General features: G+C 33.4%; 11 protein-coding genes. 10 read left to right on the plus strand and 1 reads right to left on the minus strand.

The window, feature by feature from the left end; genetic code table 11:
• The first annotated feature begins 289 nt into the window (after nt 1–289).
• From cydA to ACU8YW_RS09605, 10 genes are all read left to right on the plus strand, one after another.
• Nucleotides 290–1,693 (plus strand): cytochrome ubiquinol oxidase subunit I, encoded by a 1,404-nt coding sequence (gene cydA / locus ACU8YW_RS09560; RefSeq protein ID WP_000448888.1) that lies wholly within the window; start codon nt 290–292, stop codon nt 1,691–1,693.
• Nucleotides 1,680–2,696, plus strand: a complete 1,017-nt coding sequence (gene cydB / locus ACU8YW_RS09565; RefSeq protein WP_000950075.1) for a cytochrome d ubiquinol oxidase subunit II — start codon at nt 1,680–1,682, stop codon at nt 2,694–2,696. The genes cydA and cydB overlap by 14 nt, the downstream gene beginning before the upstream one ends.
• Entirely contained in the window at nt 2,696–4,411 is a 1,716-nt protein-coding gene (gene cydD, locus ACU8YW_RS09570) for a thiol reductant ABC exporter subunit CydD (RefSeq protein ID WP_087982922.1), read from the plus strand. The genes cydB and cydD overlap by 1 nt, the downstream gene beginning before the upstream one ends.
• 2 nt (nt 4,412–4,413) lie before the next feature.
• Entirely contained in the window at nt 4,414–6,138 is a 1,725-nt protein-coding gene (cydC, locus tag ACU8YW_RS09575; protein WP_088608627.1) for a thiol reductant ABC exporter subunit CydC, read from the plus strand.
• Between the two features lie 163 nt (nt 6,139–6,301).
• Nucleotides 6,302–7,450 carry a hypothetical protein gene (locus ACU8YW_RS09580; RefSeq protein ID WP_199695715.1) on the plus strand — a complete coding sequence of 383 codons (1,149 nt, stop codon included), beginning with the start codon at nt 6,302–6,304 and terminating at the stop codon, nt 7,448–7,450.
• A 106-nt stretch (nt 7,451–7,556) separates the two neighbouring features.
• Entirely contained in the window at nt 7,557–10,118 is a 2,562-nt protein-coding gene (locus tag ACU8YW_RS09585; protein WP_426933751.1) for a glycosyltransferase, read from the plus strand.
• 19 nt (nt 10,119–10,137) lie between these two features.
• Nucleotides 10,138–11,268 carry an aminotransferase class I/II-fold pyridoxal phosphate-dependent enzyme gene (locus tag ACU8YW_RS09590; RefSeq protein WP_098856693.1) on the plus strand — a complete coding sequence of 377 codons (1,131 nt, stop codon included), beginning with the start codon at nt 10,138–10,140 and terminating at the stop codon, nt 11,266–11,268.
• Nucleotides 11,261–11,827, plus strand: coding sequence for an acyltransferase (locus tag ACU8YW_RS09595; protein ID WP_088608624.1), 567 nt, complete (start codon nt 11,261–11,263; stop codon nt 11,825–11,827). Before ACU8YW_RS09590 ends, ACU8YW_RS09595 begins: the two co-directional genes overlap by 8 nt.
• A 128-nt stretch (nt 11,828–11,955) precedes the next feature.
• The gene (locus ACU8YW_RS09600) at nt 11,956–12,177 is read left to right on the plus strand and encodes a hypothetical protein (RefSeq protein WP_087982911.1); all 222 of its coding nucleotides are present in this window, start codon (nt 11,956–11,958) and stop codon (nt 12,175–12,177) included.
• Nucleotides 12,178–12,267: 90 nt separating this feature from the next.
• Entirely contained in the window at nt 12,268–12,714 is a 447-nt protein-coding gene (locus ACU8YW_RS09605; protein WP_087982909.1) for a DUF6376 family protein, read from the plus strand.
• Nucleotides 12,715–12,805: 91 nt separating this feature from the next.
• Here the strand turns inward: ACU8YW_RS09605 and ACU8YW_RS09610 are convergent, their stop codons facing one another.
• On the minus strand, nt 12,806–13,807 hold the full coding sequence (locus ACU8YW_RS09610; RefSeq protein WP_098088445.1) for a S66 family peptidase: 1,002 nt from the start codon (nt 13,805–13,807) through the stop codon (nt 12,806–12,808).
• Nucleotides 13,808–13,967 lie beyond the last annotated feature (160 nt).

Below are 13,967 nucleotides of genomic sequence, written 5' to 3' on the forward strand. Positions count from 1 at the left end.
AAAAGACATATTTCAGACAAAATGATGTCAATAATACGTCAAAAATCAGCTGAATTTACTATGCAGGTATATTATACAATTCGATTAACGGATAAAACACTACTGAAATAGTGAAAAGGTAAATTTTATGAGAAAGTTTTTTTGTAATTATCTTGAAAACTGAAAAATTATATTTTCTAAAAGTACATAAACAAATTTATCTTTCTATATTTCTAAGATTTGAGTTGTTTTATTCATACAACTCAATTGAAATTACGATATAAAAAATTATGAAGGAAGTGATTGTAGTATGGAAACGCTCGAATTGGCACGAATACAATTCGCATCAACAACGATTTTCCATTACTTTTTTGTTCCGCTGTCTATTGGTTTAGCTTTTATCATTGCGTTAATGCAAACGTTATACGTGGTAAAGGGACAAGAAATTTATAAGAAGATGACGAAGTTTTGGACACAAATATTCCTAGTTAACTTTGCGGTAGGTGTAGTAACTGGTATTTTACAAGAATTCCAGTTTGGCATGAACTGGTCAACATATTCACGTTTCGTAGGTGATGTGTTTGGTCCATCACTTGCAATTGAAGGCTTATTAGCATTTTTCATAGAGTCTACATTCCTAGGTTTATGGGTATTCGGTGAGGACAAATTACCGAAGCGAATTCACTTGTTATGTATTTGGCTCCTTTCAATTGGAACAATGTTATCAGCATTTTGGATTTTAACTGCAAGTGCATTTATGCAATCGCCAGTAGGATATGAAATGGCAGCAGATGGACGTGCACAGATGAATGATTTCTTAGCGATTATTCAAAACCCACAATTATGGGTACAATTCCCGCATACAATTACAGCTGCGATTGCAACTGGTGCATTCTTTATTGCGGGTGTGAGTGCATGGAAAATAACGAAAGCTCAAGAAACTGAAGTGTTTAAAAAATCGTTCCGCATTTCTATCATTGTTGGAACACTTACAACGGCGTTAGTATTATTCTTTGGTCATGCGCAAGCACAACAATTAATTAAGACGCATCCAATGAAAATGGCAGCAGCTGAAGCGTTATGGAATACGAGTGAGGATCCAGCGCCATTTACAGTATTTGCGAAAATTGATGCAGAGAAGCAAGAAAATTCGTTTGAAATTCAAATCCCTTATATGCTAAGTCTATTATCATTTGATAAATTTAGTGGTCAAGTAGAAGGGATGAATCAAATTCAAAAACAATATGAAGAAAAATATGGGCCTGGAGATTATATACCGCCAGTACACACTATGTTCTGGAGTTTTAGAGCGATGGTAATGAGTGGAACATTTATGCTTCTTCTAGGAGCATACGGATGGTTCTTATCAAGAAAAGATCGTTTAGCTGAAAAAACTTGGTATTTAAAATTAATGGTGTATGCAATTGCACTACCGTTTATCGGTAATACAGTAGGATGGATTATGACTGAAATGGGACGTCAGCCTTGGGTAGTTTTCGGTGTTATGAAAACGGAAGATGCTGTATCTCCAAATGTTACGTTCGGAGAAGTATTATTCTCTTTAGTTTCATTCACATCACTATATTTAATTATAGGTGGAATCACTATTTACTTATTCGTTCGTATTATTAAAGGACATGAGAATAAGAAAGCGAAACAGGATTCTCAAAGCCATGATCCATTTGATAAGGAGGAAGAGTATGTTATCTCTTAATGAGTTGTGGTTTATCATTATTGCAGTTTTATTCGTAGGCTTCTTTGTACTTGAAGGTTTCGATTTCGGTGTAGGTATAGTTTCAAGGTTTTTAGGGGAAAACGATTTAGAGAAAAGAATTTACTTAAATACAATTGGCCCATTTTGGCATGCGAATGAAGTATGGCTTGTTTGTGCTGGTGGAGCTATGTTCGCGGCATTCCCGCACTGGTATGCAACTTTATTTAGCGGGTTTTACATTCCGTTTGTATTTATGCTTCTTGCTTTAATTATAAGAGGGGTTTCCTTTAAATTCCGTGCGAAAATAGACAATCATAAATGGAAAGGTTTTTGGGATTGGGGTATGTTTTTAGGAAGTTTACTACCGCCTGTTCTTTGGGGAGTTGCAATTGCTAACTTTATGGTAGGTATTCCAATTGATGAAACGAAAAATGCTGTAGGTGGATTCTTACCATTACTTCATCCATTTGCATTACTTGGAGGAGTTATGTTCCTTCTGCTATGTATTGTTCACGGATTGCAATTCCTTACTATACGTACAACTGGTAAGTTAAGAGAACGTGCACGTATTGCTGCGTTGAAAATTGCACCGCTTGCAATTATAGCACTTCTTATTTTTGCCGGTGTAGGGTTATGGAAAACAGATATTTTCACTGGTCATGGTACAGAGTGGATTATGGTTCCGATTGGAGCTTTTGTAGCATTATGTGCGTCAACATTATTAAATAAAAGAAGAAGAGATGGTTGGGCTTTCGTTATGACGAGTTTAACAATCATTTTACTAAGTGCGAGTGTGTTTGCCGGCATGTTCCCACGTGTCTTAATTAGCTCGTTAGGGTCAATATACGATTTAACGATTTATAATGCAGCATCGGGAGATTATGCACTAAAACTGATGACGTATTTTTCAATTGCTATATTGCCATTTGTTTTGGGAAGTCAAATATGGAGTTTCTATGTGTTTAGACAACCTGTTAAGTCAGATAAAGATTTGGAGTACTAATGAAAAGAAAAAGAGGACTTCCGTCGTATCCTGGTAGCCGAGTTTTATATGTAGTGTTAACAATCATTAGCATTTTAGAAGCTATAAGTATTATTGGGCAAACAGTGTTTTTAGCACGGGCTATTACGTTTTTATTTCAAGGAGAAACAGTGCAATCTGTGTTAAATGAAACGGTTTATTTTGGAATCACGTTTGCAGTACGTCATATGCTAGTTCGAATTTCGCAAATATTAGTGGAACGTTTCGCTGAAAAAACAGGATCGCTACTGCGAAAACAATTAATAGAGGCGTATTTCACATTAGGTCCACGGTATGTTCAAACTGCTGGAACAGGTCATCTGGTTACCTTATCGATTGAAGGTATTGAGAAATTTAAAACATATATTGAATTAACAATTCCTAAAATGATTAGAAGTAGTATCGTACCGGGACTAATTGTACTATATGTTTTTACGTTAGATATTGAGTCTGGAATCATTTTAGTTGTAACGATTCCTATCGTAATTACATTTATGATCCTACTAGGATTAGCAGCGCAGAAAATGGCAGATAGCCAATATGAAACATATCGAGTACTTTCTAATCATTTTGTAGATACGTTAAAAGGATTAGAAACATTAAAGTATTTAGGGAAAAGTAAACAACACGAAGGAAAGATTGAAAAAGTAAGTAAAAGGTATAGAAAAGCAACGATGCGTACTTTGCGAGTTGCTTTTCTTTCTTCTTTTGCATTAGATTTCTTTACGAGCTTATCCATTGCATTTGTGGCGGTCGGATTAGGGATACGTTTAATAGATGGGACAATTGTACTATTGCCAGCCCTTACGATTTTAATTTTAGCTCCGGAATATTTTCTGCCAATTAAACAAGTTGGAGCGAATTATCATGCTACGTTAGATGGACAACTTGCAATGGAGCAAATAGAAGAGATTTTACAGCAACAAAAAGAAATAGGAACGAAAGAATCTAATGTAGGTTTAATATGGAATGCCTCTAGTAACTTGAAATTACAAGATGTAAAAGTAAAGAATAATGAATCTGAAAAAGCTATATTAGAGGGAATTGATTTTACTTGGAAAGGCACCGGCGCTATAGGTGTAATTGGTGAAAGTGGGGCAGGGAAATCGACGTTAATTGACGTATTAGCAGGATTTTTAACTCCTTCGGGTGGAAAGCTGATAATAAATGGTGTGAAAATTGACGGGTCTACTCGAGAAGATTGGCAAAAGAATATTGCTTATATTCCGCAGCAACCTTATATTTTCCCGCTTTCATTAAAAGATAACATTTGTTTCTATGAAACAAATACAACTGATGCAGAAGTGGAAAGAGTTATTAATGAAGTTGGTCTTCGTTCACTCGTTACATCGCTTCCGAACGGGATGTATGAAAGAATTGGAGAAGGTGGACGTATGCTTAGTGGCGGGCAAGAACAACGTGTCGCTATGGCGCGTGCACTTTTAAGCAAAAAGCCAATTATTTTATTAGACGAGCCTACAGCACATCTTGATATTGAAACTGAATTTGAAATAAAGCAAGCGATGTTACGTCTGTTTGAAGGTAAGCTAGTATTTCTTGCAACACATCGTCTTCACTGGATGAAACAGATGGATCATATTCTTATTTTAAATAAAGGGGAAATGATAAAAAGCGGCACGTATGAAGAACTTTTAAAGAATGAGGCATTACATTTTCAAAGGAAAGAGAGGGGATAGAGATGAGTAACTGGATTAAACCTTATATACAGCAAAATAAAGGTAGAATGACTGTAACTATTTTCCTTGGTCTTCTTGGAGTTAGTTCAGGTGCGATGTTACTTTTCATTTCAGGTTATTTAATCTCTAAATCTGCTCTTAGACCAGAAAATGTAATGGCTGTATATGTTCCTATTGTTGCAACACGTGCGTTTAGTATAGGACAAGCGGTATTTCATTATTTAGAGCGTTTAGTTGGACACGATGTCGTACTACGCATATTAGAAAAGATGAGAACGAAACTATACAGAATAGTAGAACCGCAGGCGTTATTTTTCCGCTCACGATTTCAAACGGGCGATATGTTAGGTATATTATCCGAAGATATAGAGCATTTGCAAAACCTATATTTACGTACAATATTTCCTAGTCTATTAGCGTTAGTTGTATATAGCATATTCGTACTTGTTATCGGAGCATTTGACGTAGTATTTGCACTTATTGCAGCATGTATGTTGGCTATTATCGTTTTTCTTCTTCCGTTTGTATCATTACTTTTAATGAAGCAACATCATGTTACTTTAAAGCAAGGAAGAAGCCGTTTGTATCAACAACTAACAGACGCTGTTTTTGGGCTATCTGATTGGCAAGCAAGTGGTAGAAAAGATGAATTCATTGATAAGTATGTAGAGCAAAATGCTCAGTTGTTAAAAACGGAAAAAAGAATGAAGCGCTGGAATCATATTCGGGACAGTATCATTCAATTAGTAGTGGGGATCGTAGTTATTTCAATGATCATATGGACTGGAAATGAGGCAGCAAGTGAACAGATTGCATCTACCGTTATTGCGGCTTTCGTCTTAATGACGTTATCTGTGACAAATGCGTTAATTCCACTTTCAGATGCTATCGATCGAATTCCATCATATGTAGAATCTGCTCATCGTCTAAATAAAGTAGAAGCTAATGATGTTTTACAGGATGAAAAGGAATTACATGAGGATAAAGATTATGTTGCATCAAAATATATAGACATTGAATTAAATAATGTATCGTATAGTTACCCAGATAGTAATGAATTTGTATTGAAAGAAGTATCACTGCAAATAAAGGCAGGAAAGAAAATCGCCATTTTAGGAAGAAGTGGAACAGGAAAATCTACTTTGTTAAAATTGTTAGCAGGTGCGCTAAGCCCGTTACATGGTGAAGTTTTATTGAATAGTGAACATGCTCATACGAATCTTTTATCAAAATATATTTCTGTATTGAATCAAAAGCCGCATTTATTCGATACGACAATTGGAAATAATGTGCGAATCGGTAAACCAGAGGCTACGGATGAAGAGATATGGACAGCTTTAGAGAAAGCACAATTAGCTTCGCATATAGCTTCTCTTCCAGATGGATTGCAAACAAAAATGCATGAAATGGGAAAAAGGTTTTCTGGTGGAGAAAGACAACGGGTTGCTTTTGCTAGAACGCTAATGCAAGAGGCTCCAATTATTGTACTTGATGAACCTACGATCGGCTTAGATCCAAAGACAGAACTATCTTTAATAGAAACAATGTTTTCTGCAACAGAAGAAAAGACTGTTATTTGGATTACACACCACCTTGTAGGAATTGAACATGTAGATGAAGTTATATTCCTTGATCGTGGTCAAATTGTGATGCAAGGCAGTCATGAACAACTTCTGAAAGAAAACGAGAAGTATCGAAAGCTTTATGAGTTAGATAAAGGAATATAGTTTGAATAAGTAATAATTGTAAAAATAGCTACGCCAAATGGTGGAGCTATTTTTGTTTTGAAATGAATATTCTATTCTTTTTTAATGTTGGATTGCAGATGCATATGATCATTATGAATGAAAAATGAATTTCATATTATACATATAATGGAGGGGGATATACATGAAGGAGCAGTATAAAATTATTGTTTTAAGTGATGAAGTATCAGGGGTAAGGATTCAAAATGCATTAGACAAAAATAAATGTAAAACAATAGTTCATGTTGTAGACGTTTCAACTATTGTTCGTATAGAAAATTCTTTTCAATATATAGTCATTTGGAGAGTGGACGCAGAAAAACTTACAAATGAATTGATAAACAAGGGCGTGCAAAGTAAAAAAATTATTAATTTAACAAAATACATGTATGAATGGAGGAATAAATTAATTTCTATATATCAAATAAATCCGGATCTTATGTTTTTATACATGTCTATGAAAAAAGTAAAGAGTGATCCCACATATGAATTGTTTGCTACCGGTTTGTCTTATCCGCATTGTGGCATAAGTACGGAGCTCCTCTCAAAAAAGTCAATAAAATTAACACTTCCATCGCAAGATCTATACTATGATTATTTAATAGCGTCACAACTTCTATCAAACGATCATTCATTTCAATATTGTTTGATAGGAATAGCCTATTTCTCTTTTTACTTTGACATGTCGTTATCATCTGAAGCATATAGAATTCACAAAGTATATTATCCATTGTTTCAAGATGGTCATCATACTGTAGTTCATTCTCCTCTACCCACTGATGGATTCTCACATCTAGATAGTCCGAAACAACTTTTTTCTATTTTTACTTTGCATTTTGAATATATTTTATTAGACGAACTAAAAGATGAATCATTGATACTACCTTGGATAAATGCTGAATGGAATACTACTCCCCTTCATATTCCTTTTGAAGAACATGGGAAAATGAGAGCAGCTTCACATGCTAAATTGTCGTATCCTCATACTTTAGTTGAAAATAAAACGATTTTTAAAACATATTTAGAATTACTGTTAAAAAATGATATAAAGCCACTAATTGTTGTCTTCCCTGTTACTTCACATTATTTCAATTGTAGTAGTAAGAAATTAAAAGAAGATTTTTATAAAGTTATAAATGATTTTCAAGCACAATATTCTTTTCAAATCATAGATCTATTTGATTCACCATTATTTTGTGATGAAGATTTTTATGATAGTGATCATATGAATAAAAAAGGTGCAAATAAAATGTCCGCGTTATTAAATATGTTTATTCAGGAACGAAAAGTATGATATTTCGATTCATATTTGCATAAAAGTATATAGGCTCCATACAGTTAAAGTAATGTGATTTTTGCATCGCGTATACAAATAATATGCGAAGAGGTGAGAGAGTAAAATGAGAACTCATATTGAAAGAACTGTAGAGGTGGTAGATCAACTTCCGTTGGTAAGTGTGTTAATTCCTACGTATAATCGACCTCGCTACTTTGAAAAGGCATTATGTAGTGTGTTAGAACAAACGTATCCTAATATAGAAATTATAGTTGGAGATGATAGTACGAATGACGAAACAGAAAAGGTGTTACAAAAATACTTATGTAATCATTCAAATATTATTTATATAAAAAACAGGTCAACTCTCGGACAATTTGAAAATGCGCTAATGTTATTTAATGAAACGAACGGTGAGTATGTAAACTTTTTAATGGATGATGATATATTTCACGTGAATAAAATTGAAAAAATGATGAAGTATTTTTTGAATGATCTAGATAATGAAATTAAGCTTGTAACATCTCATCGCCAAGTAATTGATGATAAAGGGCAAGAACTACGACATATTTATTCAACTGTCCGTTTATTTGAAAAGGATACGATTATAGAGGGAACAGAATTAGCAAATAGGGTAATTGTGGATCAAAAAAATTATATCGGAGAACCGACAACAGTTTTATTTCGTAAAAATGATTTACAAGAACCGTATGGGATTTTTGATAAGAGGCGGTATCTATGTAACGTAGATATTGCTTCATGGTTATCTTTATTAAGTAAAGGAAAAGCAGTATATATAGCAGAGACACTTAGTTACTTTCGATTACATCCAGATCAACAGTTAAATGAATCTAATAAAATGATGGATGGGTTAGAAGATTTTTCACATAGTATTATAGCAGGAAAAAAATATGGTTTCTTATCCGACGAAAAAGAATTAGACAAAGCGATAACTAATTTTCTAGATTATGCAAGAAGGATAGTTCCATCATCGATATTGTATACATTAGACTATTATCAAAAAATTAGGAGAAAGAAAATAAACATAGAAAAGAAAAAACAACATATAAATAATAATTCTCCTTTACCAAAAGTAAGTATACTTATTCCCGCGTACAATAGACCTTATTACTTGGAATTAGCGCTCAATAGCGCACTGAATCAAACATATGAAAATATTGAAATTATTATTTCTGACGACAGTACAAATAATGAAGTTAATGCTATGATTCAACCGTATTTACGTGAATATGAGTGTATTACATATGCTAAAAATGAAACTCCGTTAGTTGCTGAAAACTTTAATAAGTGTATAGAACTTGCGAATGGGGATTATATAAACTTTTTATTAGATGATGACTTATTTCATCATGAAAAGATCGAGAGAATGATGAAATACTTTTTGACGTTAGAAAATATTTCATTTGTGACGTCATATCGTGAACTGATTGATGAGAATGGAGAGATATTACCACCCTCAACATTGAATATGAAAATTGCGAAAGAAACTACACTTTTTGAAGGAAAAGAATTAGGAAATTACATATTAAAAAATTTAAAAAATATAGTTGGTGAGCCGACAACTGTTCTGTTTAATCGAGATTTGTTTGAAGGGAAGTTTGGGTATTTTAAAGGAAAGGCTTATTCTTCTATTAATGACATTGCAACTTGGCTAGATATGATGAGGAAAGGAAAAGTAGTTTATATACAAGAACCTCTTAGTTATTTTAGACAACATAGTGGACAAAATCAAAAACAAATACATTTTATTTTAATGACAATTGAAGAGTGGATTGAATTAATTATAGATGCATATAATAGTGGATTTTTAAGTTCTGAGAGAGATTATAAAGAGAGTTTATCTTATTGTTTAGAAAATGCGGGATTTATAGTTAAGGATGCGGTAAGAAATGGGGAACTAGATCAAATTTATAATGAAAAGATAAAAAAAGGGTTAAACAAGCTAGTCGCTCATATGTTTGAGAAAGAATCTTGTTATTGTCAATATTGCAATCAGCAATTTGAAAAATTTTCACCTTGGCCAGCACATTATGATTTTCCGAAATATAAATTTGAGATGTGGAATAAAGATACAGGGATATGCCCAGTTTGTAGTTCAATGGATCGTGAAAGGTTGTATCGTGCGTACATTGAAATGGAAACGGACTTGTTAAGTAGAGAATACACTATGCTTCATATTGCACCTGAAGAGAAGTTAAGAGATTGGTTTAACGAGTATAAAAATATTACGTATGTATGTGGGGATATAGAACCAAAGGATCCATTAATGAAGGAAATTGACGTTACAAGCATTACATATGATAGTAATACTTTTGATGTAATTTTATGTAGCCATGTATTAGAACACGTTCTTGACGATGACAAAGCAATGCGAGAGTTATATAGAGTATTAAAGCCAAATGGATGGGGAATTATTCAAGTACCAATCGTAATGAATGTAGATTCTATTATAGAAAATAAATTAATTGTAACACCACAATTGAGAAAATTAGCTTTTGGTCAAGAAGATCATGTGAGAATTTATAATCAATCGGGATTCATTCAACGATTAATGAATGCAGGGTTTAAGGTGGAATTATATAACGTAGCTGAAAGAAAAGGAATGAAAAGTGCTAGGAAATTTGGATTATCTGAAACAGATACGCTCTATATTGTCCGAAAATGATAGGAAGGAATAGATAGATATGGAGAATATTCCTTTTTTGCGTGCTTCAACTGTACCTGTAATTGAGTATTTGGACGAATTGAAGGAAATTGATACATCTCACATATATACGAATTATGGACCTATAAATCAACGTTTTGAAGAAACAATTATGTCGGGATTTTTTCAGAACAGGGGCGCTGTTACAACGGTGGCAAACGCAACATTAGGGTTAATGGCCGCTATTCAACTTAAGAAAAGAAGAAAAGGAAAATATGCCCTCATGCCTAGTTTTACATTCCCTGCGACTCCATTAGCGGCTATTTGGTGTGGATTGGAACCTTATTTTATTGATATTTCAATAGATGATTGGTATATGGATAAAACAGTACTTTGGGATAAGATTGAAGAATTAAAAGAAGAGGTTGCGATTGTTGTCCCGTACGCAACTTTTGGATCATGGATGGACTTAGAAAAATATGAAGAATTAGAGAAAAAGGGTATTCCGGTTGTCGTAGATGCGGCACCGGGATTTGGGTTAATGAATGGAAGTATGCATTACGGTCAGGATTTTAGTGGTATGATCGTATATAGCTTTCATGCAACAAAGCCGTTCGGAATTGGTGAAGGAGGGCTCATATATAGTAAAAAGGAAGAAGATATACAACGTATTAAAAGAATGGGTAATTTCGGATTTGATAAAAATCGTGAATGTACGATGATGGGGTTTAATTGTAAAATGTCTGAATATGCGGCAGCTGTTGGGATTGCGACTATGAAAAAATGGAATCAAAAATTAAAAGAACGCACCCGTATTTCTGAATGGTATAAACAATTGTTACAAAGTAATGGATTAATGAAAAAAGGATGGAAACTCCAAAAGACAGAAGCAGTTATTCAACAATTTATGCCTATTCTTTGTCCGGAAGAAGTTCACAACATACAAGTGATAGAAGAACTGAAAAAACAGAAAATAGAAGCTAGATTATACTTTTCACCATCATGCCACCAACAAGTTCTTTTTAGAACTTATAAGTCTACAGATTTAATAGAAACGAATAAAATAGCCAAACGAATAGTAAGTTTACCTTTATGGGAAGGAATGACGAAAGAAATAGTAGAACAAATTGTAATCTGTTTAGGGCAGAAGGTGGTGTCGGCAGATGAATAGTTTTTATAGTCAAGAAGAGCTAAAGAAAATTGGATTTTTATCTGTTGGGAAAAATGTATTGATTAGTAAAAAAGCAAGTATATATAATCCAGGTGTTATATCAGTTGGTAATAATGTAAGAATTGATGATTTTTGTATTTTAAGTGGTAAAATCACAATTGGAAGTTATTCGCATATATCAGCGTATACAGCGTTATATGGAGGGGAAGTTGGGATTGAAATGTATGACTTTGCAAATATCTCAGCTAAAACAATCGTATATGCAGTACTAGATGATTTCAGTGGAAATACATTAATGGGGCCAACTGTCCCGAATCAATATAGGAATGTGAAAACAGGAAAAGTTATTTTAAAAAAGCATACGATTATTGGTGCTGATTCTATTATTTTTCCAAATGTAACTGTAGGAGAAGGCACAGCAGTTGGTGCGATGAGTATGGTAAAAGAGAGTTTAGATGATTGGTATATTTATGCTGGAGTTCCCGTAAAAAAAATAAAACCTCGTCAAAAAAAGATGCTAGAGTCAGAAAATGATTTTTTAAAAAGCATTAATTCTTAACAAAAAAGAATTAATGTTTTTTATTTTTAAGATACAGCAAAGTTGTATCTTAACTTATTATGTTTTAAATTTAGCTGACAAAGGCAATACTGAGCCATAGTGAATGTAAAGTTGGAGGGCGAGCATATATGTTTGATGAGGATGGGATTGTTTTAATTATGGAACCAGCTGATGAAAGTAACTTGAGGAGGTTTATTTTTTCGGTGCCAAAGTCAGTGTATGAAAAGAAGGGGCTTACATTACACTATGGAACAGCTATAGGACAAGGATATATGGATATAATTGAAGATATTATTAGCGTAAATATAGAAATAGATGCTGTAACGATAATAGGGCATGTAAGAGGGTAAATAGCTATTTGAAAAAGGTTATAAGTAATTTAGCTAGAAGTTATGCATAGAGAAAATTGCAGACAATTATAAAGGCGAAGGGAGTCTAAAATGAAAATCAAATCAATTTTATTAGTATGTATAGTTTCAATTGGTTTAATGGGATGTTCACTAGTAGAGCAAGGAAAGAACTCCATAGATTATGCTCAAAAAGCGACAGACTATGTAAATGAAATAAGTGCATTTGCAAATGATGCACCAGCATTAGCTGAAAAGGCTGTTAATGATAGCGAAGCTCGAAAAGAGTTAGAAACGAAGCTTAGTGAAATTAAACAAGATATACCCGCTTTCAATGAATTAACACCACCTGATGTAGCAAAGGATCTTCATCAGCAAATCGTCGGATATAACGAAAAGTTAAATACATTAATTGATACGGCAATGACGAAGATAGAAGAAGGAAAAGTGGATGTAGAGCAATTTAAAAACTCTGAGCTTATGCAGACGATTGATCAAGTTCGTGATTTGAAAGAGAAGGTTCAAAATTTAGGACAATAATAAAAAAGCTCCGTTTGTGATGAACGGAGCTTTTTTATGTTTTCTAATGGAAAAGTTTATAATATTTTCTTCCTATAATATAAGTGTTTTTTTATATCTTCCATTGTTCTAAAATATGTATTGTTTTATTAGTTGCATCCATGTTCACTTGAGCACCTATCGGCATAGTGATCATCGGATGGGTATGACAACAATCAAAGTCAGCTAATAAAGGAATTCTTTGATTTTGCAGTACTTCCAATAATATTTCATAAGGTTTGCGATTTGTACCACAATCATCAAACTGCTCATGTTTTCCAAGAATAATACCTGAAACTTTATCAAATACGCCGTTAACTTTAAGTAATGAAAAGCTTCTTTCAATAGTAGCTGCATCTTTTGAACTATCCTCAATAAATAAAATATCCCCATTTTGAATACATGGCATATAAGGACTACCCCAAATTCCTTCTATTGTATTTAAGTTCCCTCCAATAATACGTCCAGTAGCTTGTCCATTTGTTACGGAAATCCAATTATTTGGTTTAAGTTCTTTTTCTTTCGTTTTCACTTCCCAATTAATAAATTCATCTGACCAAAATAAAGGCTGTTTTATGTTGTAAGGAAGCGATTGATCATGTAGTAATGTTTCTACAAAATAATTGTATGTATAATCTACAAAAGGCTCAAATTCTCCAAAGGAGGGGACGAGTGCCGGACCGTAAAATGTAGGGATTCCTGTTTTGGCATAAATCCCTAGCAATAAAGCTGTTGCATCTGAATAGCCAATCATTATTTTAGGGTTATTTTGAAAAGCATCATAATCAATATAAGGTAATAAGGAATTGGAATTCATACCGCCAATTGTTGACATAATACATGATACATTAGGATTCCTTATTAAAGCATTCAGTTCCTCGGCACGCTCTTGTATACTGCCGGAGCGATAATAATCATATCGACCTGTTAGTGAACCTTCTAATATGTGAAATCCTTTCTGTTGTAAATAAGATTTCGCTCGTTCAAATCTTTTAGGAGAAGTGTAGGTTGCTGGTGAAGAGGGCGAATAAATGCCGATTGTGTCACCGTATTTTAATGGTTTTGGAAGTAGCATCGTAAGAATCCTTTCTATTGAATTATGAGTTTCTAATATTTATCATTGAATATTCTTATATTTCGGTATTATTAGTGTAACATAAATGTATTAGATGAATAAATATGCTTTTTACCTTGACGATATAAAGTAATTATTGTTATGGTTAAACGTGAGTGTA

This window comes from Bacillus pretiosus, assembly GCF_052947655.1.

Bases quoted from the DNA above. Each gene is read 5' to 3' on its own strand.
- cydA (WP_000448888.1), top strand. From the start codon at position 290: ATGGAAACGCTCGAATTGGCACGAATACAATTCGCATCAACAACGATT.
- cydB (WP_000950075.1), top strand. From the start codon at position 1,680: ATGTTATCTCTTAATGAGTTGTGGTTTATCATTATTGCAGTTTTATTC.
- cydD (WP_087982922.1), top strand. From the start codon at position 2,696: ATGAAAAGAAAAAGAGGACTTCCGTCGTATCCTGGTAGCCGAGTTTTA.
- cydC (WP_088608627.1), top strand. From the start codon at position 4,414: ATGAGTAACTGGATTAAACCTTATATACAGCAAAATAAAGGTAGAATG.
- ACU8YW_RS09580 (WP_199695715.1), top strand. From the start codon at position 6,302: ATGAAGGAGCAGTATAAAATTATTGTTTTAAGTGATGAAGTATCAGGG.
- ACU8YW_RS09585 (WP_426933751.1), top strand. From the start codon at position 7,557: ATGAGAACTCATATTGAAAGAACTGTAGAGGTGGTAGATCAACTTCCG.
- ACU8YW_RS09590 (WP_098856693.1), top strand. From the start codon at position 10,138: ATGGAGAATATTCCTTTTTTGCGTGCTTCAACTGTACCTGTAATTGAG.
- ACU8YW_RS09595 (WP_088608624.1), top strand. From the start codon at position 11,261: ATGAATAGTTTTTATAGTCAAGAAGAGCTAAAGAAAATTGGATTTTTA.
- ACU8YW_RS09600 (WP_087982911.1), top strand. From the start codon at position 11,956: ATGTTTGATGAGGATGGGATTGTTTTAATTATGGAACCAGCTGATGAA.
- ACU8YW_RS09605 (WP_087982909.1), top strand. From the start codon at position 12,268: ATGAAAATCAAATCAATTTTATTAGTATGTATAGTTTCAATTGGTTTA.
- ACU8YW_RS09610 (WP_098088445.1), bottom strand. From the start codon at position 13,807: ATGCTACTTCCAAAACCATTAAAATACGGTGACACAATCGGCATTTAT.